Source organism: Tabrizicola sp. TH137 (genome assembly GCF_002855575.1).
Lineage (GTDB): Bacteria > Pseudomonadota > Alphaproteobacteria > Rhodobacterales > Rhodobacteraceae > Paragemmobacter.
The window spans coordinates 37,507-63,890 of sequence record NZ_PKRQ01000007.1; the positions used below are offsets into that span (position 1 = coordinate 37,507).

Consider the following 26,384-nt stretch of genomic DNA (forward strand, 5'->3'; position numbering starts at 1 on the left):
CTCCGCGCCGCCCCCTCCGCAAAGCCCCCGCATGTCCGACGCCCCTGCAAAACTCGTCTGCCGCAATGTCTGGAAGGTCTTCGGCGCCCGTGCCGAGGATGCCTTCGCCCGGCTGGGCCACGACCCCGCCCCCGACCGGCTGCTCGCCGCCGGGCTGGTCCCGGCCGTCCGCGCCGTGGACCTGACGGTGAAGGAAGGCGAGATTTTCGTCATCATGGGCCTGTCCGGTTCAGGCAAGTCCACGCTCGTCCGCTGCCTCTCGCGCCTCGCCGAACCCACGGCGGGCGAGATCCTCTTCAACGGCCAGAACCTCCTCGCCGCCTCCGAGGCCGAGATGACCCAGATCCGCCGCCACAAGATGGGCATGGTGTTCCAGCACTTCGCCCTCCTGCCCCATCTGACCGTCCTCGAAAACGTGGCCTTCCCTTTGGAGGTGCAGGGCCTGCCCCGCCCCGCCCGCGAGGCCCGCGCCCGCGAGATGATCGCGCTGGTGGGCCTTTCGGGCCGCGAAGACAGCTACCCGCGCCAGCTTTCGGGCGGCCAGCAACAGCGCGTGGGCATCGCCCGCTCCCTCGCCGTGGAACCGGAACTGTGGTTCCTCGACGAACCCTTCTCCGCGCTCGACCCGCTGATCCGGCGCGAGTTGCAGGACGAATTCATCCGCCTGCAATCGCGGCTGAAAAAGACCATCGTCTTCATCACCCATGACTTCGACGAGGCGATCCGTCTGGCCGACCGCATCGCCATAATGAAGGACGGCCGCATCGAACAGACCGGCACGCCCGAAGACCTCGTCCTCCATCCCGCCACCGATTACGTCCGCGAATTCACCCGCGCCGTGCCCAAGGCCAAGGCGGTGCGCGTGGCATCCCTGATGATCGACGCCCCGCCCCCGCCCGACGCCGCCGCCATCCCCGCCCGCGCCACAGTGGCAGAGGCGGGCAGCGCCTTCCTCGAAGGCGCGACCGCCCTAGCCGTCACCGATCCCGCAGGCCGCCCCATCGGCACGCTGCACCGCGACGACGCGATCCGCCTCATCCTCGGGGGCGCGGCATGACGGCCCTTCCCTTTCCCTCAGCATCGCAACCGCGCCTGATCTGGGGCGTAGCCCTCGCCCTCGCCGCCATCCTCTGGCTCTGGGGCCAGACACTGGCCCCTTTCGCCTTCGACTACCCCAAGTCATGGCAGATCCCTGCCGCCCGCTGGATCGGCGGCGTCATCACCTGGCTGGTGAAAGAGGCCGCCATCGGCCCCCTCGCCTTTTCCGATGTCACCCGCTTCCTCGCCGACCTGATCGACGCGCCCTATAGCCTTGTCCTGTCGCTCCTTTCCACCGGCCTACTCTCCGGCGAAGGCTCCAGCGCGGTCCAGCTCTGGCCGCCGCTGCCCTGGGTCGCGGTCATCGGCCTCTTCGCCCTTATCGGCCTCTATGCCGGCGGCTTGCCCCTCGCCCTGACCGTCACGCTCTGCATGGGCTTCGTCGCCATCTTCGGCCAATGGCAAAGCGCGATGGTCACGCTCGCCTCCATCATCGTGGCCGTGCCCATCGGGGTCTTGGGCGGCCTCCTCCTCGGCATCGCCGCCTGGCGGATGCCCTGGCTCGACCGGGCGCTGAAACCGCTCCTCGACCTGATGCAGACCATGCCGGTCTTTGCCTATCTCGTCCCCATCCTCATCCTCTTCGGCTTCGGCCCCACGGCGGCCATCGTGGCAACCCTCATCTACGCCATGCCGCCGATGACCCGCATCACCACCCTCGCCCTGCAACGCGTCCCGTCCGAGATTCACGACCTCGGCCGCATGGTCGGCTGCACGCCGCGCCAGATGACATGGCGCGTGCTGGTGCCTTCCGCCCGCGAACCGCTGATGGTGGGCGTCAATCAGGTCATCATGCTCTCGCTCAACATGGTCATCATCGCCTCGATGATCGGGGCGGGCGGCCTAGGCTTCGACGTGCTGAACGCACTCCGCCGCCTCGATTTCGGCGCAGGGCTGGAAGCGGGCCTTGCCATCGTCGCCCTTGCCGTCGCACTCGACCGCCTCTCGCAGGCGCTCGCCCGCCGCAGCCGGACCGAAGCCCCCCATGGCACGCTCGTCCAGCGTCACCCCTACCTGACCGCCGCCCTCGCCCTCATCGCCATCACATGGACACTGGGCCTGATCGCCCCAGCCCTCCAGACCTACCCCGAAGCCGCCCGCCTGACGACCAGCCCCTTCTGGGCGGCCCTGGTGGAATGGATCAACCTCACCTTCTTCGACATGCTGGAGGCGATCAAGACCGCCATCCTCGTCTTCCTCCTCGTCCCGGTAAAGCGCTTCCTCCTGTCCCTCCCCTGGCTGGCCGTGGTCGCCCTTCTGGGCCTTCTCGGCTGGCGTCTGGGCGGCTGGAAACTCGCCGCCCTCACCACCTCCCTCTCCTTGCTCATCGCCGCGACGGGGCAATGGGAAAAGGCCATGATCACCGTCTATCTCTGCGGCCTCTCCACCCTTTTCGCCCTGATGATCGGCATTCCCATCGCCATCGCCGTGGCCAACCGCGACAAGGCCTGGACGATCACCCGCGCGGTGATCGACACGCTGCAAACCCTGCCCTCCTTCGTTTATCTGATGCCCGTCGTGATGCTCTTCCGCGTGGGCGACTTCACCGCCATGATCGCCGTCGTGGCCTATGCCGTGGTCGCCGCCATCCGCTATACCGTCCTCGGCCTGCAAGGCGTGGACCCGAGGCTGATCGAAGCAGGCCGCGCCATGGGCTGCACCGACTGGCAGATCCTCACCCGCATCCGCCTGCGCCTTGCTTTGCCGGAAATCCTGCTCGGCGTGAACCAGACCATCATGTTCGCCCTCTCGATGCTCGTCATCACCGCCCTCGTCGGCACCCGCGACCTTGGGCAGGACGTCTATATCGCGCTGACCAAGGCCAATCCCGGCAACGGCCTTGTCGCAGGCCTCGCCATCGCCTTCATCGCCATCATCGCCGACCGCCTGATCCATGCCGCCGCCGAAAGACAGCGCGCGAAACTCGGCCTCGGAGGGACCGCATGATCCCCGAAAAACTCCGCACCCTTCCCTTCAAGGGCGACATCACCGCCGAACCCCTGCTCGGCGGCCTCTCCAACGAAAGCTGGAAGGTCACCGATCAGACAGGCACCCATGTCGTCCGCTATGGCCGCGACTACCCCTTCCATCACGTGGACCGCGCGCGCGAGGTGATGGTGGCCCGCGCCGCCCATGCCGCAGGCTTCGGCCCCCGCGTCGAACATGCCGAACCCGGCGTGACCGTCGTCGAATATCTGAACGCCCGCACCTGGGGCCCCGATGACCTGCGCGCCAACCCCGAGCGCATCGCCACCCTCCTCCGCCGCTTCCATGCCGAAATGCCCGCCCATATCGCAGGCGCGGCCTTCCTCTTCTGGCCCTTCCACGTGATCCGCGACTATGCCCGCACCCTCCGCGCGGGCGGCAGCCCCTTCACCCCCGACCTGCCCGCGCTCCTTTCCCTCTGCGCCGAACTGGAAGGCGCACAGATCCCCCTGCCCCTCATCTTTGGTCACCACGACCTTCTGCCCGCCAACTTTCTCGACGATGGCACCCGCCTCTGGCTGATCGACTACGAATATGCAGGCTTCGGCACCGCGCTTTTCGACCTCGCCGGGGCCGCCTCCAACGCAGGCATGGAAGCCGCAGAAACCCACCGCCTCCTCTCCACCTACTTCGGCGAAAGCCCCGCTCCCGCCCTCCTGCGCGCCTTCGACGCCATGCAATGCACCAGCCTCTTGCGAGAGGCGATGTGGGCCATGGTCTCCGACCTCCACCTCGCCGCGCCGGGGGCCGATTACAAGGCCTATGCCCGCGAGAACCTCGCGAAACTCGACGCCGCCCTCTCCCTCTATCACTCCCGCCACGGAAGCCCGAAATGACCCTCCCCACCCATGCCCAGATCGTCGTCATCGGCGGCGGCATCATCGGCTGTTCCACCGCCTACCACCTCGCCCGCGACCACAAGGCCGATGTGGTCCTGCTGGAACAGGGTCAGATCACCTCCGGCTCCACCTGGCACGCGGCGGGGCTGGTGGGGCAGCTCCGCGCCTCGGCCTCCATCACCCGCGTCCTCAAATACTCCGTGGAACTCTACAAGGGCCTCGCCGCCGAGACGGGCCTTGATACCGGGTGGAAGATGTCGGGCTGCCTGCGCCTTGCCACGAACCCCGACCGCTGGACCGAATACCGCCGCCTCGCCACCACCGCCCGCAGCTTCGGGATGGAGATGCACCTCATCTCGCCCGACGAGGTGAAACGCATGTGGCCCCTGATGGACACCTCCGATCTGGTGGGGGCAAGCTGGCTGCCCACCGATGGACAGGCCAGCCCATCGGACATCACCCAATCCCTCGCCAAGGGCGCGCGGATGCATGGCGCGAAACTGCATGAAGGCGTCACCGTCACGGGCTTTGCCATGGACGGCCGCCGCATCACCGCCGTTCACACGACCCAAGGCACGATCCAGTGTGAGAAAGTCGTCAACTGCGGCGGCATGTGGGCGCGCGAGATCGGGGCCATGGCAGGCATCACCGTCCCGCTGCAACCCGTGAAACACCAATATATCATCACCGAGAAGATCGACGGCCTCTCCCCCGACGCCCCCACCCTGCGCGACCCCGACCGCCGGACCTATTTCAAGGAAGAAGTCGGCGGTCTGGTCATGGGCGGATACGAACCCAACCCGCAGGGCTGGGTCACGGGCGATATCCCCAAGAACTGGGAATTCCGCCTTTTCGACGATGATTACGACCATTTCGCCCAGCATCTGGAACAGGCCATCGCCCGCATCCCCGCCTTGGAACAGACAGGCGTGAAACAGATGATCAACGGCGCGGAAAGCTTCACCCCCGACGGCAACTTCATCCTCGGCCCCGCCCCGGAATGCGCCAACATGTTCGTGGGCGCAGGCTTCAACGCCTTCGGCATCGCGAGCGGAGGAGGCGCGGGCTGGGTGCTGGCCGAATGGGTCATGCGCGACGAAGCCCCCCTCGACCTCTGGGTCGTGGATATCCGCCGCTTCTCCGGCCTCCACCGCGACCGGCAATGGGTCTTCGACCGCACGATGGAGGCTTATGGCAAACACTACACCATCGGCTTCCCGCATGAGGAATACACCAGCGGCCGCCCCCGCATCACCTCGCCCCTCTACCAACGCCTCAAAACCCACCGCGCCGTCTTCGGCTCCAAACTCGGCTGGGAACGCCCCAACTGGTTCGCGCCCGAGGGGATGGAGCCGCGCGACATCTACAGCATGGGCCGCCAGAACTGGTTCGCCCCTGTGGGAACGGAACACGCCCATGTCCGCGAAAAGGTCGGCATCTTCGACCAATCCTCCTTCGCGAAATACGAACTCTCCGGCCCTGCGGCAGCCGAGGCGCTGGAATTCATCTGCGCCAATCGCGTCGCCCGCGAACCCGGCCGCCTGACCTATACCCAGCTTCTCAACACCCGCGGCGGGATCGAGGCCGACCTCACCGTCGCCCGCCTGTCGGGTGACCGCTTCTACATCGTCACCGGCACCGGCTTCCGCACCCATGACCTCGCCTGGATCGCCGACCACCTGCCCGCCACCGGCTGCACCCTGACAGACGTGACCGAAGACTGGGGCACCCTCTCCCTCATGGGCCCCCAGGCCCGCGACGTGCTGGCCAAAGTCACCGATGCAGACGTCTCCAACACCGCCTTCCCCTTCGGCCATGCGCGGGAAATCACCATCGCAGGCGCCACCATCCGCGCCCTGCGCGTCACCTATGTCGGCGAACTCGGCTGGGAACTGCACACCCCCCTCGCCCATACCGGCGCAGTCTTCGACGCGCTGATGGCCGCAGGCGGCACCGCCATCCGCCCCGTGGGCTATCGCGCGCTGGAATCCCTGCGGCTCGAAAAAGGCTACCGCGCCTGGTCCTCCGACATCACCCCCAATGACACGCCCTTCGAGGCGGGCCTCGGCTGGGCGGTCAAACTCAAGACCAACACCCCATTCATGGGTCGCGCGGCGCTGGAGGCCGCACAGACCAAACCACTCGCCAAACGCTTCGTGGGCTTCACGCTCGACGATCCCGACGCCGTGCTGGTGGGCCGCGAAACCATCCTGCGCGACGGTGCCCCCGTGGGCTACCTCACCTCCGGCGGCTATGGCTACACGGTCGGCAAAAGCATCGGCTACGGCTATCTGCGCAACCCCGAAGGCGTGACCGAGGATTGGATGACGGCGGGCCGCTACGACCTCGTCGTCGCAGGCGAAACCCTGCCCGCGCGCCTGACCCTCTCCCCCCTGATCGACCCGGAGGGCCGGCGCATCCGCGCCTGATCCCGCTGGCAAGACCAGAGGCTCAAGGATAGGATAGGATTGCCGGGCGCGACCCGGCATCCTCTGTTGTAACCAGTGAACGGACCGATCCGATGACCCACCTCTCCCGCATGGCCAGCGCGACCCTGCTCGCCGCAATGCTTGCCAGCCCCGCCCTCGCCCAATCCGCCGACATCTCCACCATCACCTGCGCCGATCTGGCGACGATGGATCAGGACGGCATCACCACCCTCCTCTTCTGGATCGACGGCTACATGGGCGGGCAGGCGCAGGACCCGACCTTCGACCTCGACCGCCTCAGCGCAAATATCGACGGCGCCATCGCACTCTGCCAGCAGAACCCCGGCAGCAGCGTCATGGACGCGCTCTACACCGCCGAGAACGGCTGACACAGTCCAACCGCCCCCCTGCACTCTCTGTCCAGAAACATGCTCGGGGGGGAAGGGCCGCGCAAGCGGCCCAAGGGGGGCGGACAGCCCCCCATCGCACCCCGCCAACGGGCACCGCGCCTCAGACCCGCCGCAACACCACCGCCAACGACGGCACCGTCCCCGCCTCGCCGGGCATCGACACGTAGGGCTCCGTCCGCTCCACCACCCGCACCCCGCCCAGCGCCTCCAGCGCCGCGCCAAAGCCGCCCTCCCACAGCGTCGTCTTGACCGTCAGAACGACAGGCCCGCCCAAAGCCGTGATCCGCACCAGCTCCGGCACCCCCTCGATCCCCACATGACCCGTGGTGAAGACGCCGGTCGAAATCACCCCCGCAAATTCCCCATCGGCAAAGGGCAACGCCCGCCCCAGCGCAAGCCGATGCAGCCGCGCATAGGCCCCCTTGGCCCGCGCCACCGCCAGCATCCCTTCCGACAGGTCCAACCCCTCGACCGGCGCGAATCCCATGATCCCCAGCCAATCGCCCAGCAAGCCCGTCCCGCAGCCCGCATCCAGCACCGGCCCCGCCCCCCGTGGCAGATGCCGGGACAAAAGCGCCAGCCCCACGGCAGGATGCCGATACCCGGCCTTCGCCATCTCGGCGTCATAGGTCGCGGCCCAGCCATCATAGAGCGCCGCCACCTCCTCCGGTGCCTTGGCCTCATAGACCGCACCCAGATGCCCGTCATGCTGCCCCGCCATCCCGCCACTCCCCGCTTTGCGCCCGGCCCAGATTGGGCCAGACTGCGGCCCAAGGCAACGCCACCGGGGGACACATGACCGACGACATCGCCGCCATCGCCACCACCATCCCGGCACTTGCGGGCTTCACCGGCACACCCCGCCGGCTTGGCGGGCTCACGAACCGCGTCTGGCACATGGGCGACCACATCCTCCGCATCCCCGGCGAAGGCACCGCCGAATATATCGACCGCGCCAACGAAGCCATCGCCGCCCGCGCCGCCGCCCGCGCCGGCGTCTCGCCCGAGGTGATCCATGCCGATCCCGCCACCGGCCTGATGGTCACCCGCTACATCGCCGACACCGTCACCATGACGCCCGACCTTTTCCGCACGCGCGCAGGCAGCCCCGCCCGCGCCGCCCGCGCCTTCCGCCAGCTTCACGACAGCGGCGAACACTTCCCCGCCCGCTTCGACCTTTTCGCGATGATCGACGATTACCGCGCCCTGCTCGCCACCAAATCCACCGCCCTGCCAGACGGCTATGACGCCGCCCTGGCCGAAGCGCAGCAGGTCCGCGCCGCCCTCGCCGCCCATCCCCTCCCCCTCGTCCCCTGCCATTGCGACCCGCTCTGCGAAAACTTCCTCGATACCGGCACCCGCATGTGGATCGTCGATTGGGAATATTCCGGCATGAATGATCCGATGTGGGATCTGGGCGACCTCTCCGTCGAGGCGGGCTTCGATGCCGCGCAGGATGACGAACTCCTCCACGTCTATTTCGACGGCCCGCCCCATCCCGCCGACCGGGGGCGCATGGTCATCTACAAGGCGATGTGCGATCTGCTCTGGACGCTGTGGGGCCTCATCCAGCACGCCAATGGCAACCCGGCAGATGACTTCATGGCCTATGCCACCGGCCGCTTCACCCGCTGCCGCGCGCTGATGGCCGAGGCGTCCTTCGCCACCCATCTCGCCGCCATCCGCGCCGGCGCCTAGCCGCTCCGATGTTGCAGTTTGGCCAGCCCATGGCCAAATCACGCCCGGTTCCCGGCAGGGTTGAGAAAGGTGTTTCCCAATCAGGGTGCTTTTGGGTTAACCTTTCCTAACGGGAACTGGGGTGCCTCGCGCACGGGGGCGGATCGGACTGCCGCTCCTTCTGGGGATTAGAGTTTGGAACTCGCGGGTCTGTCGCATCATCGCGGCGGTCCGAGAGGCGGAACCCATCGCAATCTGGGGACGCTCCGGCGTCCCCTTTCTTTTTCCCGACACGCCCACCCGACACAGCAACCGATTCGCCTCGCCGGTCACGGGCAGCCGATGCCGAAGCGGGATCAAAGGGCGCGCGGGCCGTGGGATTGCTGCGGTTCCGGCATCAATTCCCGGTCCAAAGGCGCGACCAAGGTCTGATGCCCCCCTCGATCCCCTGATTTCCTTGGTGTTTTTCGGAATGTGGCCTAATTCTGGCAGCAACACGTCTTAACCCGGGCACTGCGCCCCTGTTGCCAAGAGTATCCCGATGTCCCGCCTCGCCGCCATCTCCGCTGCTCTTCTCTTCTTCGCCGCTCCGGCCCTGGCCGCACCGGTGACCTTCACCGTCAGCGAAAGCCGGTCCTCCATCGAATTGTCCTGTCCGGGTCCGTCGCGCAGCAAGGGCGATGACTGCGGTATTGAAGCCGAAGTTGACTTCAACAGAGGCGACGACCGCCGTCTCGATCCCTCCGCGACCTTCCGCTTCCTCAAGTTCGAAGTCGATGACAGCAAGGACGAGAACGACGACGATGAAGACGAGGACAAGCGCGCACAGGCAGGCGGCACCTTCTTCGCAGAAGCCAAACTCGCCTTCCGCATCAACACGGTCTGGTATTCCGTGATGACCACGGGGATGGGTGCCTTCACCACGAGGGGAGAGGGCTTCACCAGTTTCTTCATCGCGTGGAACCCCATCACCGATGTCGTCGTCCAGGGTGTCGGCACGCTGGCGGTCGCTTTCGAAGACCTCGAACTGCGCGCCCCTGGCAACAGGCGCAGCGCCAAGCTCGATGAGCTTTATGTCAACGCCACCATCAGCGCCGTGCCCCTGCCCGCCGGGCCCGTGCTGCTGCTCTCCGGTCTTGCCCTGCTCGGCGCGGCGCGGATGCGCCGCCGCGCCCTGTCCTGATCAATAGCCGTAGCCGTAGCCGTATTCCGCTCCGGCATAGCGGCACTTGTTCAGCACCACGCCCATCATGTTGGTGCGGGACGCGATCTCGCGTTCGCAATTGTCGATCTGCCCCACGGTCGAGGTTTCCGCCGCCGCAACCAGCAAGGCGCAATCCACATTCACCAGGAAGGCCAGCGCATCATCCGTCACCAGAAGCGGCGGCAGATCAAAGATCATGATGTCCGGCTGATACTCCGCCTCGATCTCGGCCAATATCTCCGGCACCACCCCGCCATGCAGCGTCTCGGCCGGGTTGCGCGCCGCCTCGAAGGTGCTCGACAGGGCGAAATTCTGGCCATAGCGCAAGGCATTGGCGGAAAACGGCTGCTCTCCCGTCAGAACCCGCGCGAAACTGTGCCGCTCCTTCAGCCGCAGCATCTTCGTCCAGGACGGCCGCCGCAGATCGGCCTCGCACAGGATCGTGCGCCGGTCCTTCTGCCGCGACAGCGAAAAGCCGAGGTTCAGCGACACCGTGCTCTTCCCGCATCCCGCCGTGGGCGAGGTGATGGCGATCCGCTTCCAGCCATTCGTCTTCATCTGGTGCAGCACCTTGGTCCGCACCACATCGAAGGCCGGGCCATCCCGCCCGCCGGTCATCGACACCAGCCGCGCCGCCTCGAACACGCCGCGCTCCGGCTGATACTGCGGCAGGGCCGACCAGACATCCGCCCCCGCCATGGCATCCGCCACGGGAAGCGCACGCACCGCCGCCTCTCCCGCACCTGCCCCGCCATTGATCCGTGCCTCGCGCGCCCGCGCAATCGCCGCCTGCAACCGCTCCATCCGTTCCCCCGTCACAGCGACATCCACAAAGGCAGGCGGGCCCGGAGATTCTCCATGATCAGATCCAGCGGCATTACCTGCGTATGCACCAGCCATATCCCCAGCACGATTGTCAGGATGAGGATGACCACCCCCCCGACCGCAAGCATCCGGTTGCGCCGCTTCTCGGCGAGGGTGGGCACATAGGGCAGCGTCGCCAGCGGCGTGATCCCCAACGCCGAGGTCAGGTCGGCCGGCCGCCGGACGGCCCCGCGCAGAAACTCCAGCACGGCCACCAGACCCAGCCCCGCCATCATCCCTGCGCCGATTCCGGCCGCCATGATCTTCGGGCGATTCGGCTTGGTCGGGGCATCGGGGGCCACGGCCTGTTCGATCACCGTGATCCGCTGCCCCTTCGACAGCGCCTCGATCGTCTCGCCCGTCTCGGCCTTCGCCCGGTTCGACACCGCCTGATCATATTGAGAGCGGATATTCGAATACTCCCGCTCCAGCGCCTCCAGCAGCACCGCATTTCCGGGGGTCTGCGAGATCGACGTCGTCAATTCCAGCACCCGCGCCTCAAGCCGCGCCTTCTCGTCGGTCACAAAGCCAAGCTGCGTCACCAGATCGTCGCGGCGGATGTCACGCGTGGTCACCCCGCCCGTCGTTCCTGCCGTCGCCTCGCCGGTGGCTGCTGCCGTCGTGCTACTCCGCAGCCGCGCCAGCCGGTCGATCTGTTCGGAAATCGCCGCCTCCTCGCGCTCCAGTTCCGCCACGCGGGCCTGGACCCGCGTCAATTCCTCGCGCCGGAATTCCAGACTGTCGGGCAGGGCCGACAGGTTCTTTTCCTTGAAGGCCAGGATCGCCCCCGACCGTTCGGCCATGGCCTGCTCCAGCCGCTCCACTTCCTGCTGGAAGAATTCCAGCGTCTGCCGCGCGACAACCGTCCGCATGGCGACGTCTTCCTCAAGGATCAGCGTCACCAGTTCATTCGTGACCGCCGCCGCAAGCTGCGCCTCGGGCGAATCGAAACTCACCCGCACCAGCGTCGCCTGGGCTCGGCCGCTGCCACCGCGATCGAAGGTGGTGTTGATGTCCACCCGGCTGCGCATGTCCGCCACGATCTCGCCTGCGGTCAGCGGCCGCTCCGCCCCGGGGCGGACCACCTCATAGATCCGCAGCCGATCCGCCACATCCAGCAATTTGTCCCGCGCCAGGATGCGTTGCTCGATGATCTGCAACTGCTCGCTGGCCTGGGTCTGCACCGTCGATTGCGCCAGAGCATCGGGTATCTGCTCCGATTCCACGACAAGCAGCGCGCTGGCCACATAGACGGTCGGCAAGACCCGCGCGGCAACGAAGCCCGCCGCCGCAAACACCACGACGACCAGCAGGAACCAGTGAACCTGCCGCAAAAACCGTGAAAGATAAAACCTCAGATCCATCGCCCCGACCGCTCGCCCCGCAAACCTCGCCGCCTGCCCCCTCCCAAAGACAGGTGCCGATCACCTCTGCGCCCCACTGATGCCTCTTACAACCGGCGCTGGCAACACTTATGAATTTCGAACAGGACACACGGGCAGATTCCGACCGCGCCCCCGCCGGAACGAATCACCCGGCCGAAAATCTCACTGTTTTCCCGCAGGGATGCCGCGCCGCAGCGTCGCAGAAGGACCCCCAAGCGAAAACGGGAAACGATCATCCTATGATTGTTGCAACACTCGCGCCTAATTCTGCGGCGCTTGCGGACAAAAACCTCTTGCGGGTGTTAACATTCGTAAAAAGGGGATACATTTCCCGGGAAAATTAGGCAAGGTAAACGCCGTTGCCCTAAAACGCCGGGCCGAGTCGCCGATGGGGCCCGGTCAGGACAGGCAGGGTCAACGTTGATAGCACCGGTAATCGCGGAACGAATTTGAAATGACTGCGCCGTTCGATCCCTCGCGTGCCCCGGCGGTCAACCCGCTTTCTCCGGCATCCGCTGACCAGCCCCTGCCCCTTCCTCGCCGCGCTGCGGCGACGGTCTATCGCAGGTTCGGCAAACGCGCGCTCGACATCTTCTTCGTTCTTGCCGCAGCGCCCGCCGTCCTGCTCTGCGTGCTGGTCCTCGCGCTCATCATCGCCCGCGATGGCGGCTCTCCCTTCTTCAGCCAGATGCGCATCGGCAAGGATGGCCGCGCCTACCGGATGTGGAAACTGCGCACCATGGTCACCGATGCGGATGCCCGCCTTGAGGCGCATCTCGCCATCGACCCGGTCGCCCATGACGAATGGCACCGCACCCAGAAGCTGCGCAACGACCCGCGCATCACCCGTTTCGGCCGCGCCCTGCGCAAGACCTCGCTCGACGAACTGCCGCAGCTCTGGAACGTGCTGAAGGGCGACATGAGCCTCGTCGGCCCCCGCCCGATGCTCCCCTGCCAGCAGCCGCTCTATCCCGGCAGCGCCTATTACCGCCTCCGCCCCGGCATCACCGGCATGTGGCAGGTCTCCTCGCGCAACAACTCGGAATTCGTCGAACGCGCCGCCTTCGACCAGGAATATGAACGCCGCCTGTCCTTCGTCACCGACATGCGGCTGATCCTTGCAACCCTCGTTGTCGTCCTTCAGGGCACCGGTCACTAACCGGCCCCACCGCCAAACCCATGCACAAGAGATCAAACCTCATCCGACCGCTCCTTCTGGCCGCCGTCCTGGCGCTTGCCGCCTGCCAAAGCTCCGAAGAAAAGGCCAACGGCCATCTCGAATCCGCCCGCGCCCTCGTGGACTCGGGTGATTTCGAACGCGCCATCGTCGAATTGCGCAACGTCTTCGAATACGACCCCGATCACCGGGAGGCGCGCATCTACTTCGCCAACCTCCTCTACGAACGGGGCGATATCGCGGGCGCCTACGGCCAGTATCAGATTCTGGTCGAACAGCATCCCGATGCCATCGACGGCATCATCCGCATCGCGGAAATCGCGCTCAGCCAGAATGACTGGGACACCTACGAAGCCCAGACCCGCGCCGCCGAACGGCTGCAACCCGACAGCCCCGTTGTCCGCTCCCTCATCCTCGCGCTCGACTACCGCGCCGCGACGGAAAGCGGCAACGACACCGCCCGCGCCCGCATCGCCGAAGAGGCCGCCGCCCGGCGCGCAGACCAGCCCGACAATCCCGCCCTGCGCCGCATCCTGATCGACCAGACCAGCCTCGGCGACACGCCCGCCGATGCCCTGCCGCTGGTGGAAGAGGCCCTCGCCGCACAGCCGATCGACTACGGCCTTCAGGAACTCAAGCTCCGCCTCCTGATCGCTGCGGAAGACACGGACGCGGTCACCGCCCAGTTGCGGACCATGATCGACCTCTTCCCCAATGTGGAGGAACTGCCCCCCACCCTGCTGCAATGGTTCATCCGGCAGGATGATCCCGACGGTGCCGAAGCCTTCCTCGTGGAACGCGCCGGTCCGCTCGACGGTCCGGTCGATAACCACGTCGCGCTGGTGGAATTCCGCAAGACCTTCCGCAGCCCCGAAAGCGCCATCGAAACGCTGGACGCCCTCATCACGGCCAATCAGGGCAAGCCGAACGCCGATCTCTATACCGCCCTCCGCGCCTCGCTGCGCTTTGAACTGGGCGATACCGATACCGCCGTGGCGGAAATCGACAGCATTCTCGCCACCGCCTCCGCCTCGGACCAGACCCGCCGCATCAAGACGCTGCTTGCCCGGATGCTCGATGGCACGGGCGACCGCGACCGGTCCCGCGCCCTGATCGACCAGGTCCTCGCCGAAGATCCGAGCCAGGTCGAAGCCCTGATGATCCGCGCCAATTGGCGCATCGCCGAAGACCGCTCCGCCGATGCCGTGATCGACCTGCGCGCCGCCCTCGGCCAGACGCCGGACGATCCGCGCATCCTGTCGCTGCTGGCCGATGCCTATCTCCGCGACGGCAGCCGCGAGCTGGCCGCCGACAGCCTCGCCCAGGCCGCCCAGGCCTCTGCCAGCGCGCCGGAATTTGCCCTGCGCTACGCGGCCTTCCTGCTCGAAGACGGGCGGGACTCCCTTGCCAAGACGGTGCTGCTTGATTCCTGGCGCAGCAACCGCGCCGATCCTGCCCTGCTCGACTCGCTCGCCGGTCTGGCCGTCCGCACCTCGGACTGGCCGCTTGCGACGGAAATCTCCAACACCATGCGCAGCCTCGGCGACGAGGTCTATACCGCCGCCGCCGATCAGCTCGACAGCGCCATCCTGATCGGTCAGGACCGTATCGAAGAGGGCCTCGCCCTCCTAGAAGCCCGCGCCGCCGCCGGCCCCGCCGATGCGCGCTGGATTTCCCTCATCGTCCAGACCCAGATCCGCAGCGGCAAGACCGAAGACGCCCGCCGCTTCCTTGACGAGGCGCTCACCCGCCTGCCCGAGGATCGCGAACTGCGCCACCAATCCGCCGCGCTCGACACGCTGCTTGAACGCAATGACGCGGCCATCGCCGAATACCGCCGCCTGATCGCCGCGAATCCGGGTGACGATCTCGCCATCCGCGGCCTCTATTCCCTGCTGCTGCTCGCCGGGGAAACGACCGAAGCCGAAGCGATCCTCGCCGCAGGGCTCGAAGCAAATCCCTCCTCGCCCGATCTCCGCTGGGTCCGTGCCTCTGCCCTACAGGATGCCGGTGATTACGAAGGTGCGCTGGCCGTCTATGAAGAGCTTTATGCCGAAAACAGCGCCAACGTGATCGTTGCCAACAATCTGGCCAGCCTGCTGACCACCCTCCGGCAGGACCCGGAAACCATCGCCCGCGCCTATACCATCGCCCGCCGCCTGCGCGGCACGCCCGTCCCCGCCTTCCAGGATACCTATGGCCGGATCGCCTTCCTTCAGGGCGAGGTCACCGAAGCCCTGCCCTATCTGGAAGCCGCCTCCGAGGGCCTGCCGGAAGACGGGTCGGTGCAGTTCCACCTGGGCGAAGCCTACGCCGCCCTCGGCCGGATCGAAGAGGCGCGTGATCGCCTGACCGTCGCCATCGCGCTGGCTGGCACCGCCACGCCCCCCTGGCGCATCGACGCCGAGGCCGCGCTGGCCGCGCTGGATCAGCCCGCTCCGGCGGCCGACAGCCCGGCCCCTGCCGCCACGGCTCCGGCTGCGGAACCGGCCCCCGCACCCGCCGATGCAGAGGATGGCACCCCGTGACACGCGGCCCGCGTGTCCTCCCCCTCCTTGCCCTGCTCTGCGCCGCCACGGCGGCCCCCGCCCAGACCCTGCCGCCCCTCCTGCCGCCCGATGGCCTGACCGACCCGACGCTGGCCATCGGCACCGGCGGATTCAGCGACTGGGACACCGGCCGCCCCTTCATCGACCAGATGATGTCGGCCCGGCCCTGGCTCGGCGCCGCGCCGGGCGATTGGGAAACCATGAATGCCGCCAGCCTCATCGCGGGCGGCTATGTCGATGACGAAGGCTGGGTGACCCGCTTCCCTCCCGGCATCACGGCCATCCGCACCATCTGGGCCTATCCCGACGCCACCGCCAGCGAACGCGCCGGAACCTATATCCTCACCTATGAAGGCGAAGGCCGTATCTCCATCGACGGCGATGTCCGCAGGCTGGACGCCCGCCCCGGCCGCATCGTCTTTTCGACGCAAGGCAAATCGCTCTGGATCACCATCACCGACCTTGATCCGCGCGGGATCGGCAACCCGATCCGCAACATCTCGGTCGTTCAGGACAAATACCTCCCCCTGCATGAGGCGGGCGTGATCTTCCGTCCCGAATGGCTCGACCTCGTCAAGGATGCCCGCCTGCTGCGCTTCATGAACTGGCAGCCGATCAACGGGTCGCGCATCGCGCCGGGCGATCTTCCCCTGATCGACGCGCCCGGCTTCTGGAAGATGCGCCGGCAGGGCGCGCCGCTCTCGCTCATGGTGGAACTCGCCAACCTCACCGGCGCCGACCCGTGGTTCTGCATGCCGCATGCCGCCGACGACGCCTATGTCCGCGCCTTTGCCGAATACGTCTATGCCAATCTCGACCCCGCGCTCGTCGCCCATGTCGAATATTCCAACGAAGTCTGGAACGAGGCCTTCCCCCAGGGCCGCTGGGTCCGCGAACAGGCCGCCGCCACCTGGGGCATTCCCTATTCCCACGAAGGCGGCTTCGCCTTCACCACGCGCGAGGCGACCCGTGACGCGCTGATCTGGGAAGACGTCTTCGGTGCCGATGCCACCACCCGGCTCAACAACGTCCTGCCCACCCAGACCGTCAACACCTGGGGGACCGGCATCCTCCTCAACCCGCAACCCTGGGCAAAGGCGGAACCCGACAGCTATCTCCCTCCGGCAGCCGTCTTCGACTCGCTCGCGCTGACGACCTATTTCGCCGGCAACATCATGTCGAACGAAGAGACGCGGGCCGAACTCGTCGCACGCGTCCAGGAAGACCCCGCCGCCGCCCGCAGATGGCTGACAGAGGTCCTCACCGATCCGGCCCGTCCGGACACCCCCGCCACCAACCGCAAGGTGCTGGAGGAACAGAAGGCCCTCGCCGCCGCCGCGGGCCTCGATCTTCTGGCCTATGAAGGCGGCCAGCACCTCCATCACGCCTGGGCCATCCCCGGCCTGACCGAGGCCGATGTCCAGGCCGTCACAGAGTTCATGACCGCCTATGTCCGCGGCCCCGAGATGGCCGCCCTCACCGCCACCAACTGGGATGTCTGGAAGGATGTGGGCGACGGTCCCTACATGCATTTCGGCGACAGCGGTGTCGGCTCCAAATGGGGCAGCTTCTCGCTCGTCGATGCGCCCGGCATCCCCAACCCCACCGCCGAACTCCTGTTCGAACGCAACCGCACGACCCCCAACTGGTGGGGCGATTCGGGCGGCACCCGCTATCAGCATGGCCGCACCATCGAAGGTAATGACCGCGACAATGCCCTGTCCGGCACCGTGAAGGGTGACATCCTGCTCGCCGGGGCGGGCGACGATCTGCTCAATCCCGGTCCGGGCCTCGACCATATCCATGGCGGCGACGGCACCGACACCGCCGTTCTGCCCGACGCCCCCGACCAGATCACCTTCACCACCGATGGCCCGCGCACCGTTGCCCATGGCCCTTCGGGGCGCTGGCACCTCTTCTCGGTGGAACGGCTGCGCTTTGCAGACGGGACCGAGATCGACACCCCGCCCCCCGCCGCCCCGACGCCCTAACCGCCCCGCCGCTCTCCCAGCGCCAGCAGCGCAAGCCCCGGCAATGCCGCGAGGCAAGCCGCATAGCGCCCGGCCAGCCGCAGCGGATTGCCCAGCATCCGCCACAGCCATTCCAGCGCCAGCCGCCGCACCCAGAGCGGCGCCCGCTTCTGCGCCCCGGCAATGAAATCCAGCCCCGCCCCGATCGACAGGAAGCCGAGTCCCGGCTGCCGCAGCCGGCCCAGCGCCGCCAGCTTTTCCTGCTTCGGCGCACCCAGCGCCAGCAACACCAGCCGCGCCCCCCGCGCCGCCACCGCCTCCAGCACCGCCTCGGCCCCCGGCCCCTCGGGATCAAAGCCCATCGGCGGGGCCAGCCGCGCCACGATCCGCAGCCCCGGATGCGCCGCCTCCAGCCGCGCCGCCGCGCGCTCCAGCACGGCCTCGGTCGATCCGATCACCCCCACCGGCACGCCCAGCCGCGCCGCCATGGCCATGGCCGGCCCGATCAGGTCCGATCCCGGCACCAGCTCCACCCGCCGCCCCGCCAACCGGCACAGCCAGACGATGGGATTGCCATCCGCCACCACATGGGTCTGCGCTGCATAGGCCGCCCGGAACCCCGCATCGCGCCGCAGCTTCACCACATGGTCAAGGTTCAGCGTGGCCACCGCAAAGCCCTGCCCCGCCTGCAACCGTGCCGCCATCTCGGCCAGCAGCGCCTCCCGCCCCGCGGTCGTCACGCCCACTTCGCCCGCCCCCGGGACCCCGAACCGCAGGATCGCCGCCCTTCCTTCGCCTGCCGTCACGCGCACCGCCGCCGATCTTCCGCCCCCGGATCGCATTCCGGGAAAGCCCTGTTGCCTCAAGGCTCTTAACCTAGTTTAACATGCCCCGCAGCGAAACCCGTATCGGATGTCCGAGTAGCCCGCATGACCGATTCCCCGACCGATGCGGATACCCCCTTCACCATCATCATTCCCGCCAGCAACGAATCCGCCTGGATCGGCCCCTGCCTCGATGCGCTGCTCGACCAGTCGCCCCAGGCCGGGCAGATGGTGGTGATCCTGTCGGCCAATGCCTGCCGCGACGATACCGTGGCGCAGGCCCGGCTCCGCAGTGCCGCCTTTGCCGCCCGGGGCAGCCGCCTCATCGTGATCGACAGCGAAACGCCCGGCAAACCCGCCGCCCTCAACCGCGCCGATGCCCTCGCCCCGCATGGCCCGCGCGCCTATCTCGATGCCGATGTGACCTGTGCCCCCGGCCTGATCGCCGCCTTGCGCGCGGTCCTCGCGCAGCCCGAACCCCGCTATGCCACAGGCCGCCTCACCCTCGCCCCGGCGCAAAGCGCGGTCACCCGTCGCTATGGCCGTCTCTGGATGGCGCTGCCCTTCCACAAACAGGGCGCACCCGGCGCAGGCCTCTTCGCGGTGAACCCGGCCGGCCGCGCCCGCTGGAAGGCCTTCCCCGACCTGATCTCGGATGACAGTTTCGTCCGCCTCCACTTCACCCCCGCCGAACGGATCGAAGTGCCTTTCCCCTATCTCTGGCCCCTGCCCGAAGGCTTCGCCAACCTCGCCCGCGTCCGCCGCAGGCAGGATGCGGGCCTCGCCGAACTCCACCGCGACCACCCCGCCCTGTTCCGCAAGGGCGAGGAAACCGCCGCCGCGCCCGGCCTGCTGCTGCGCCTGCTCGCGCGCCAGCCGCTCGATCTGGCCACCTACATGGCTGTCCGCCTCGCCGCACGGCTGCGACCTGCCTCCGGAGACTTCACCCGTGGCCGCTGATCCCCGCCCCGCCCTGCCCGACGGCCCGATCCCCGATCCCGGCCCCATGGCCTATCTGACCGGCGAATATCCCAAGGTCTCGCATACCTTCATCCAGCGCGAGGTGGCCGCCCTCCGCCGCCTCGGCCTGACCATCGAAACCTGCACCGTCCGCCGCGCTCCGACCGCCGCCATCGTCGGCCCCGACCAGCAAGCCGAAGCCGCGCGCACCTTCTGCATCCTCGATGCCGCGCGCAACCCCTTCACCCTGATCGCCGCCCATCTGCACCTGATCGCCAGCGCCCCCCGGCGCTGGTTCCACACCCTCACCCTGGCCTTCCGCCTGCGCCCGCCGGGGCTCAAGGCCTTTCTCTGGCAGGTCTTCTATTTTCTGGAGGCGGGCATCCTCGCCCGCCACCTCCAGAAACGCGGCATCGTCCATCTGCACAACCATTTCGGCAGCTCCTCCTGTAGCGTGGCGCTCCTCACGGCCACGATGACGGGCCTGCCCTATTCCTTCACCATGCACGGCCCGTCGGAATTCTTCGAAACCCCGCATTGGCGGCTGGATGAAAAGGTCGCCCGCGCCGCCTTCACCGTGGCCATCAGCCATTTCTGCCGCAGCCAGCTCATGTATCTCTCCGACCGGCGCCACTGGGACCGCATCCGCATCGTCCATTGCGGCATCGACCCGGCGCGTTTCCAGCCCCGCGTCACGCCGCCCGAGGGCCGACCGCATCTCGCCTTCGTCGGCCGCCTCGACCCGGTCAAGGGCGCCGACCTGCTGCTCGATGCCCTTGCCGCCCTGCGCGCCGCGCATCCCGACCTCACCGCCAGCTTCATCGGCGACGGCCCCCATGGCGCGCATATCCGCGCCCATGCCCACGCGCTCGGCCTCGACGGCATCGCCACCTTCCTCGGCGCCCAGCCCGAAGAGGCCGTGGCCGACCTGCTGCAAAAGTCCGATCTCCTCGTCCTGCCAAGCTTCGCCGAAGGCGTCCCCGTGGTGCTGATGGAGGCGATGGCGACCGGCCTGCCCGTCATCGCCTCGCGCATCGCGGGGATCCCCGAACTCGTCCGCGACGGCGAGAACGGCTTCCTCATCCCCGCCGGAGATACCGGATCTCTGATCGACGCCATCGACCGGCTCCTCGCCGATCCCGCCCTGCGGCAGCGGATGGGACAGGCGGGCCGCGCCACCGTTCTGGCCGATTTCGCCATCGACAGCGAAGCCCGCCGCCTCGCCGCCCTCTTCGCCGCTCAGGTCACGACCGGCTGACCCGCCGCGCAGGCATCCCCCCCGGCATCCCGTCGCGCGCCGGGGGCGCCCGCCGCGCCGCCACCCGTGCCGCCGCCACCCCGCGTGGCAAGATCGACCCCGCCACGGCACCGGCCGCCAGCCAAGTGATGGATTCCAGCGTCGCATTGGGAATCAGGTCCATCAGATTCGCCGCCACCACGGCCGCCAGAAAGGCCGCCTCGGGCGTCACCTCGCGCTGGAAGGCCAGCCGCATCAAGGGGACGCACAACAGCCCGAACTGCGCCAGATAGCCCACCCAGCCAAAACCGTTCATCACGATGATCCAAGAGCCATCCGTGATCGACGTCCGGTTGCCCCATTCATTATAGATGAACCCCCGCCCCCAGGTCCCCCAGCCGAACAGCGCCTTCTCATTCGCCCTGGCCAGCAGCAGATCCTCGTTGTCCAGCCGGAACCGGAAGGATCCCGCCCGATCCGCGCTCACGCTCTCGGCCAGGCTCATCACGGTATCCAGCGGCACAAGGCCCGCTCCCCGCGCCATAGGATAAAGAATCACCAGCGCCGCCACCCCCGCCGCCACCAGCATCACCAGCCGCCTGCCCCCGAACAGCACCACCACACCCAGCGCGACGGTGATCATGAATGCCCCCAGCGTCTTGGCCAGCAGCAGCACCACCAGCAGCACCCCCGCCAACACCAGCCAGCGCAACCGGTCAAACGGGCGCAGCCCCGTCGGCGTCAGCCGCCACAGCGCAAGGCTGGACAGGATCGCCATCGCCATGAAGATGGCGACCCACAGCCCGTGCGACAGAAAGACGATGGGCCGGAACCCGCCGCCCCGCATATGCTGCAGGAAGGAATGCGGAAAGAAGCCGTAAAGCCAGACGTTCAACTGCGGGCTCAACCGCACCTCGATCAGCATCAGCGGCGCATAAAGCAGACCGCCCAGAGCAAAGGCCAGAAGGATCGCCCGCTGCCCCGTCGGCGTGCCGAGATAGCGCCAGCCAAGGAAGAACGGGATCAGCGACAGTCCCAGCCCCGCCACCACCGACAGCATGTCATAGACCTGCATCGCGGGCAGAAAATAGGGCCCCGCAGGCACCGGCTCGCCATTGGTCAGCGTGGTGCCCATCATTCCGATGGCCCCCAGAAGGACCAGCGCCGCCACCCAGGTTCCCGGCAACAGGCGGCGCTCCGGCCGCCCCGCCCCGCGCGCTGCGGACAGACCGGCAGACCCACGGGGAGCAATCCGTTCAGCAGTCTCCGCAGCAGGGGCGGTGGCGACCGCCACGCCCTGCGCCGGCTCCTCCACCGGCCTCTGCCGGGAATAGCGGCTATAGACCGTCGCCCCACGGGCCGCCGGGACAACCGCCACAGGCCCCGCCACGGCCTCCTGCAAGGCCCATCCCTTGCGCACGATCAACACCCCGGCCAGGGCGGCAAGGCTTGCAATCACCGCCTTGTCGATGCTCGGCACCATGGGAAAGTCGAAGACCGGCCGCACCGGCAGGAACAGATAGCTGCCGAGGATCGTCCAGACCAAGGCGCGCTCCGGCGGCTGGGTGCGAAACAGCACCACCGCCACCAGCGGCCAAAGAAAGAGCACAAGATGAGCAATCAGGTTCGGCATCGCGCGTCTGTGTCGTCTTTCCTGTTGTGGTCCCCCGCGCAAGGCGGTTAATTCCCATTACCTCAGCCAAGGGACAGAATTGCAAGCATGAACGGCCGCCAGACCGCAGATGACGCGCTCTCGCCCCTGCCGTCCATCGCAGTGATCATCGTCAACTACGGCACCGCGCAGCTCGCCCTTGATGCGGCCGCCAGTGCGCTGGCGCAGGATCTGCCGGGCCGCAGGCTGCATGTCCATCTGGTGGACAACGCCTCCCCCGGCACGGATGCCGCCCATCTCGGCGCCGAAATCGCCGCCCGCGGCTGGCAGGATCGCGTCACCTTCTGGCCGGAACAGATCAATCACGGCTTCGGTCGCGGCAATAACGTGGTCCTCTCCGCCCTCGCGCAGGCAGCGAAGGCACCGGATTACGTGCTGCTCCTCAATCCCGATGCCGTGCTGGAAGCCGATGCCCTGTCCCGCCTCGCTGCCCTGCTTGACCGCCGCCCCGAGGTGACGGGCGTCGGCGCCGGCATCTCGCAGCCGGACGGCCGCCCCGTCACGGCAGCCTTCCGCTTTCCCTCGGCCCTGGGGGAATTCGAGGCGACGGCCTGCTTCGGCCCGGTCAGCCGCTTCCTGCACCGCCATCGCATCCCGCTCCCGCCTGACCATCCCGAAGGCCCGGTAGATTGGGTCGCCGGGGCGGCGGTGCTGTTCCGCTTCTCCGCCCTGCGCGCGGTGGGCTTCTTCGATCCGGCCTTCTTCCTCTATTTCGAAGAAGTCGATCTGATGCGCCGCCTTCAGGCCCAGGCCGGGCCGATCTGGTATCTGCCCACGGCCCGCGTCCGCCATATCGAAGGCGCCTCCACCGGGGTGCAATCCGGCATCCATCGCCCCCGCCCGGCCTACTGGTTCGACTCCTGGCACCTCTACCATCGCCGCGCCGGGGGCCGCCCGCGCGCCCTGGCAACCGCCCTCGCGCATCTGGCGGGCGCCCTCGTCAACATCGCCCAAACCCGCCTGCGCGGCGCCCGCCCGCTATTGCCGCCCCGCCATCTGCGCGACTTCACCGCGCTTGCCCTCCGCCCGCTCCTGTCCGCGGAAAGGCCCTCGCATGACTGATCCGCAGCCCAGACCCCTGGGCCTCACCAATGCCAACCCGGCAGGGATAGGCCTTTCCGCCCTGATCGCCGAGGATTACGCCACCCATGGCCGCGACCCCTTCTCGCAGGGGTTCTGGGCCGTGTTCTGGCATCGCTTCGGCAACTGGCGCATGGGCATCCGCAACCGCGCCCTGCGCCTGCCCCTGACCGCCCTCTACCGCAGCGGCGAAAAGCTCACGCAATGGATGGGGGGCATCTTCCTGCCCTATACCGTCCGCCTCGGCCGCCGCGTCCGCATCGACCATTTCGGCGGCATGATCCTCGTCGCCGAAAGCATCGGCGATGACGTGGTCATCCGCCAGAACACCACCTTCGGCATCGCCCGTCCCGATGCCCCGCATGACCGGCCACGCATCGGCAACCGGGTCGATATCGGCGCCGGGGCGGTGATCATCGGCGCCATCAGCATCGGCGACGGGGCGGTGATCGGCGCCAATGCCGTGGTCACCCGCGACGTTCCCGCCGGGGCGGTGATGGCAGGCGTGCCCGCCCGGCAGATCGGGCAGCGATGACCGCCGCCCCGCCCCTCGACGCCCCGACTCTCGCCGCCATCGCCATCGGCCGCAACGAAGGCGCCCGCCTGACCGCCTGCCTCGACAGCCTCCGGGCCGCAGGCATCCCGCGCATCGTCTATGTGGACAGCGGCTCCACCGACGGCTCGCCTGCCCAGGCCGCCGCCTGCGGGGCGCAGGTCCTGGCGCTTGACCTGACCACGCCCTTCACCGCCGCCCGCGCCCGCAATGCGGGCCTCGCCGCGCTGGCCGATGCGCCGCCCGACCTCGTGCAACTGATCGACGGCGACTGCACCCTCGCCCCCGGCTGGATCACCACCGCTACGCAGCATCTGCTGGCCCATCCCCGGCTGGCCATCGTCTGCGGCAGGCGCCGGGAACGCCACCCCGAGGCCTCCGCCTACAACCGCCTCTGCGATCGGGAATGGGACACGCCCATCGGCCCCGCCACCGCCTGCGGCGGCGATGCGCTCGCCCGATATCAGGCGCTGACTTCCGTCGGCGGCTTCTCCCCCGACCTCATCGCCGGCGAAGAGCCCGATCTCTGCCTCCGCCTGCGCCGCGACGGCTGGCAGATCGAACGGCTGAAGGCCGAGATGACGAGCCATGACGCCGCCATCACCCGCTTCGGCCAATTCTGGCGCCGCGCCCGCCGCGCCGGCCATGCCTTCGCCGAGGGCCATTGGCGCCATCGCCACGGCCCCGAAGGCCATTTCCGCCGTGAAACCCGGCGCGCCCTGCTCTGGGGCGCGGCCCTGCCGGCCCTCATCCTCGTCCTGCTGCCCCTCTCGCCCGGCCTTGCCGCGCTGCTCGCCCTCGCCTATCCCGCCCAGATCCTGCGCCTCGCTGCGCGCGAAAGCTTCTCCCGCAGCGGCCGCGAAACCGCCCTCCTCCTCACCCTTTCCAAATTCGCCGAGGCGCAAGGCGCGTTCGGCTTTCACCTCTCGCGCCTGCGCCGCCGCCGCGTCGGGCTGATCGAATACAAATGACCTCTCCCCCGCCCTCCCTCCGCGCCCGATCACGCAACGCGGCCTCCTGGACCGTGCTGCAACTCGTGATCGGAAACGCGATGCGGCTGGGCAGCAACCTGATCCTCACCCGCCTCCTCGCCCCAGAAGCCTTCGGCCTCGTGGGCCTTGCGATGACCGTGATCACCGCCATGTCGCTGCTCTCCGACATCGGCATCGGGCGCAGCATCGTGCGCGAACCGGATGGCGACACCACGCCCTTCCTGCATGGGGCCTGGCGGGCCAAGGTCCTGCGCGGCGCCACCATCGCCGCGGGCGTGCTGCTCGCCGCCGCCCTGCTCTGGCTCCTCGGCCCGACCCTTGCTCCGGAAGGCAGCGCCTATGCCGATCCCGTCCTTCCCGGCCTGATCGCCGCCACCGCCCTCATGGCCCTCACGCAGGGCCTGGCCAGCACCTGCGCCGAACTGGCATCGCGCCGGATGCAGACGGGGCGCATCGTCATCGTCACGCTCGCCGCGCAGGCGGTCACGATCCTCTCCACCCTGATCGTCGCCTGGCTCTTCCCCTCGGTCTGGGCCATCGCCATCGGCATGGTGGTGGGGGCGGTCTTCGGCCTGATCCTGAGCCATACCGCCTATCCCGGCCCGCGCATGGCCTGGAACCCCGACCCCCAGATCGCGGCCCGCATCTGGACCTTCGGTCGCTGGATCATCCTGTCCTCCAGCCTGACCTTCCTCCAGACCAATGCCGACAAGCTGGTCCTCGCCGCGCTGCTCGGCCCCACCGCCTTCGGCCATTACGTCATCGCCCTGATCTGGGTCGAGGCAGGCCAGATGCTCTTTTCCACCCTGATGGGCCGCATCGCCTATCCGGCCTTCAGCGAGGTGGGCCTGACCCGCCGCGCCGATCTGCCGCGCCTCTATCGGCGGCTGCAACGCATGGCCGATGCCTACCTGCTGGCCGCCTTCCTCGTGCTGCATTTCGGTGCCGGGCTTATCATCGACCTGCTCTATACCGACGCCTATGCGGACTCAGCCCATTACCTCGCCCTCGGCGCCTTCACCCTGCTGGTCGCCCGCTTCCGGCCGGGGCATGAACTGCTCATCAGCCTCGGCGACAGCCGCGCCCTCGCCGCCGCCTCCACCCTCCGCACCATCGCCCTCGGCCTGGCCCTGCCGCTCGGCTGGTATCTCGGCGGCATCGACGGGCTGATCCTCGCCAGCGTCCTTCACCCGCTCTCCCAGGTCCCCTTCGTCCTGTGGAAGCTCAAGCGCCATCTGCCGGGTCTGAACGTCACCGAAGACTGGGCGGCATGGCTTGCCATCCCAGCCATCGTCCTCCTGACCGGTCTGATCTGACGCCCCGGCAGAGGCCGCGCGCGATCATCCGGATGACCAGCGCGACGCCTGAATTCAGGCAACCTGCCGACGCATCACCCGCGGGCAATCACGCGGCAGGCATCCGGCCCGATACCATCACGGCCACGGCCGGGATGGATGGCGACCTAAGCCCGTATTGTA

At 68.0% G+C, this 26,384-nt stretch carries 21 protein-coding genes; 16 read left to right on the plus strand and 5 right to left on the minus strand.

The annotated features are described in order from the left end of the window. Positions 1 to 31: 31 nt before the first annotated feature. From C0V75_RS18805 to C0V75_RS18825, 5 genes are all read left to right on the plus strand, one after another. Positions 32 to 1,057, plus strand: a complete 1,026-nt coding sequence (locus tag C0V75_RS18805) for a glycine betaine/L-proline ABC transporter ATP-binding protein (protein WP_101922518.1) — start codon at positions 32 to 34, stop codon at positions 1,055 to 1,057. After that, positions 1,054 to 3,045: a proline/glycine betaine ABC transporter permease gene (locus C0V75_RS18810; protein WP_101922519.1), complete on the plus strand. Its 1,992-nt coding sequence runs from the start codon at positions 1,054 to 1,056 to the stop codon at positions 3,043 to 3,045. The genes C0V75_RS18805 and C0V75_RS18810 overlap by 4 nt, the downstream gene beginning before the upstream one ends. Beyond that, positions 3,042 to 3,920 (plus strand): phosphotransferase, encoded by an 879-nt coding sequence (locus C0V75_RS18815; protein ID WP_101922520.1) that lies wholly within the window; start codon positions 3,042 to 3,044, stop codon positions 3,918 to 3,920. Before C0V75_RS18810 ends, C0V75_RS18815 begins: the two co-directional genes overlap by 4 nt. Then, complete coding sequence (locus tag C0V75_RS18820; RefSeq protein ID WP_101922521.1) at positions 3,917 to 6,352, plus strand: FAD-dependent oxidoreductase; 2,436 nt, start codon at positions 3,917 to 3,919, stop codon at positions 6,350 to 6,352. The genes C0V75_RS18815 and C0V75_RS18820 overlap by 4 nt, the downstream gene beginning before the upstream one ends. Before the next feature lie 92 nt (positions 6,353 to 6,444). Next, a complete protein-coding gene (locus tag C0V75_RS18825) occupies positions 6,445 to 6,741 on the plus strand; it encodes an HdeA/HdeB family chaperone (protein WP_101922522.1) in 297 nt (98 codons plus the stop codon). Between the two features lie 121 nt (positions 6,742 to 6,862). On the opposite strand, the gene C0V75_RS18830 is transcribed toward C0V75_RS18825, so the two are convergent. Further along, positions 6,863 to 7,483: a class I SAM-dependent methyltransferase gene (locus C0V75_RS18830; RefSeq protein ID WP_101922523.1), complete on the minus strand. Its 621-nt coding sequence runs from the start codon at positions 7,481 to 7,483 to the stop codon at positions 6,863 to 6,865. A 74-nt stretch (positions 7,484 to 7,557) separates the two neighbouring features. On the opposite strand from C0V75_RS18830, the gene C0V75_RS18835 reads away from it, so the two are divergent. Next, positions 7,558 to 8,460: a phosphotransferase gene (locus C0V75_RS18835; protein ID WP_101922524.1), complete on the plus strand. Its 903-nt coding sequence runs from the start codon at positions 7,558 to 7,560 to the stop codon at positions 8,458 to 8,460. Between the two features lie 520 nt (positions 8,461 to 8,980). Next, the gene (locus tag C0V75_RS18840; RefSeq protein ID WP_101922525.1) at positions 8,981 to 9,622 is read left to right on the plus strand and encodes a hypothetical protein; all 642 of its coding nucleotides are present in this window, start codon (positions 8,981 to 8,983) and stop codon (positions 9,620 to 9,622) included. Here C0V75_RS18840 and C0V75_RS18845 read toward each other — a convergent pair whose 3' ends face one another. After that, positions 9,623 to 10,462, minus strand: coding sequence for a CpsD/CapB family tyrosine-protein kinase (locus tag C0V75_RS18845; protein ID WP_143710456.1), 840 nt, complete (start codon positions 10,460 to 10,462; stop codon positions 9,623 to 9,625). Beyond that, positions 10,459 to 11,871: a Wzz/FepE/Etk N-terminal domain-containing protein gene (locus tag C0V75_RS18850; protein WP_101922527.1), complete on the minus strand. Its 1,413-nt coding sequence runs from the start codon at positions 11,869 to 11,871 to the stop codon at positions 10,459 to 10,461. The genes C0V75_RS18845 and C0V75_RS18850 overlap by 4 nt, the downstream gene beginning before the upstream one ends. Before the next feature lie 475 nt (positions 11,872 to 12,346). Between C0V75_RS18850 and C0V75_RS18855 the strand changes: the two genes are divergently transcribed. From C0V75_RS18855 to C0V75_RS18865, 3 genes are read left to right on the plus strand one after another with little or no spacing between them, the layout of a single operon-like run. After that, on the plus strand, positions 12,347 to 13,051 hold the full coding sequence (locus tag C0V75_RS18855; protein WP_101922528.1) for a sugar transferase: 705 nt from the start codon (positions 12,347 to 12,349) through the stop codon (positions 13,049 to 13,051). A 20-nt stretch (positions 13,052 to 13,071) separates the two neighbouring features. Next, positions 13,072 to 15,597, plus strand: a complete 2,526-nt coding sequence (locus C0V75_RS18860; RefSeq protein WP_101922529.1) for a tetratricopeptide repeat protein — start codon at positions 13,072 to 13,074, stop codon at positions 15,595 to 15,597. Next, the gene (locus C0V75_RS18865; RefSeq protein ID WP_101922530.1) at positions 15,594 to 17,609 is read left to right on the plus strand and encodes a calcium-binding protein; all 2,016 of its coding nucleotides are present in this window, start codon (positions 15,594 to 15,596) and stop codon (positions 17,607 to 17,609) included. Before C0V75_RS18860 ends, C0V75_RS18865 begins: the two co-directional genes overlap by 4 nt. Here the strand turns inward: C0V75_RS18865 and C0V75_RS18870 are convergent. Beyond that, positions 17,606 to 18,430 carry a WecB/TagA/CpsF family glycosyltransferase gene (locus C0V75_RS18870; RefSeq protein WP_101922531.1) on the minus strand — a complete coding sequence of 275 codons (825 nt, stop codon included), beginning with the start codon at positions 18,428 to 18,430 and terminating at the stop codon, positions 17,606 to 17,608. The genes C0V75_RS18865 and C0V75_RS18870 overlap by 4 nt on opposite strands. A gap of 87 nt (positions 18,431 to 18,517) precedes the next feature. Between C0V75_RS18870 and C0V75_RS18875 the strand changes: the two genes are divergently transcribed. Both C0V75_RS18875 and C0V75_RS18880 read left to right on the plus strand, forming a co-directional pair. Continuing rightward, positions 18,518 to 19,372 (plus strand): glycosyltransferase family 2 protein, encoded by an 855-nt coding sequence (locus C0V75_RS18875; protein ID WP_101922532.1) that lies wholly within the window; start codon positions 18,518 to 18,520, stop codon positions 19,370 to 19,372. Then, positions 19,362 to 20,630, plus strand: coding sequence for a glycosyltransferase family 4 protein (locus tag C0V75_RS18880; RefSeq protein WP_254216531.1), 1,269 nt, complete (start codon positions 19,362 to 19,364; stop codon positions 20,628 to 20,630). The genes C0V75_RS18875 and C0V75_RS18880 overlap by 11 nt, the downstream gene beginning before the upstream one ends. Here the strand turns inward: C0V75_RS18880 and C0V75_RS18885 are convergent. Continuing rightward, positions 20,617 to 22,242: a hypothetical protein gene (locus C0V75_RS18885; RefSeq protein WP_101922533.1), complete on the minus strand. Its 1,626-nt coding sequence runs from the start codon at positions 22,240 to 22,242 to the stop codon at positions 20,617 to 20,619. The genes C0V75_RS18880 and C0V75_RS18885 overlap by 14 nt on opposite strands. Before the next feature lie 87 nt (positions 22,243 to 22,329). Between C0V75_RS18885 and C0V75_RS18890 the strand changes: the two genes are divergently transcribed. From C0V75_RS18890 to C0V75_RS18905, 4 genes are read left to right on the plus strand one after another with little or no spacing between them, the layout of a single operon-like run. Further along, entirely contained in the window at positions 22,330 to 23,343 is a 1,014-nt protein-coding gene (locus C0V75_RS18890; RefSeq protein ID WP_101922534.1) for a glycosyltransferase, read from the plus strand. Continuing rightward, positions 23,336 to 23,896, plus strand: a complete 561-nt coding sequence (locus C0V75_RS18895) for a serine O-acetyltransferase (protein ID WP_101922535.1) — start codon at positions 23,336 to 23,338, stop codon at positions 23,894 to 23,896. Before C0V75_RS18890 ends, C0V75_RS18895 begins: the two co-directional genes overlap by 8 nt. Further along, a complete protein-coding gene (locus C0V75_RS18900) occupies positions 23,893 to 24,885 on the plus strand; it encodes a glycosyltransferase family 2 protein (protein WP_101922536.1) in 993 nt (330 codons plus the stop codon). The genes C0V75_RS18895 and C0V75_RS18900 overlap by 4 nt, the downstream gene beginning before the upstream one ends. Next, a complete protein-coding gene (locus C0V75_RS18905; RefSeq protein ID WP_101922537.1) occupies positions 24,882 to 26,222 on the plus strand; it encodes an oligosaccharide flippase family protein in 1,341 nt (446 codons plus the stop codon). Before C0V75_RS18900 ends, C0V75_RS18905 begins: the two co-directional genes overlap by 4 nt. Positions 26,223 to 26,384 lie beyond the last annotated feature (162 nt).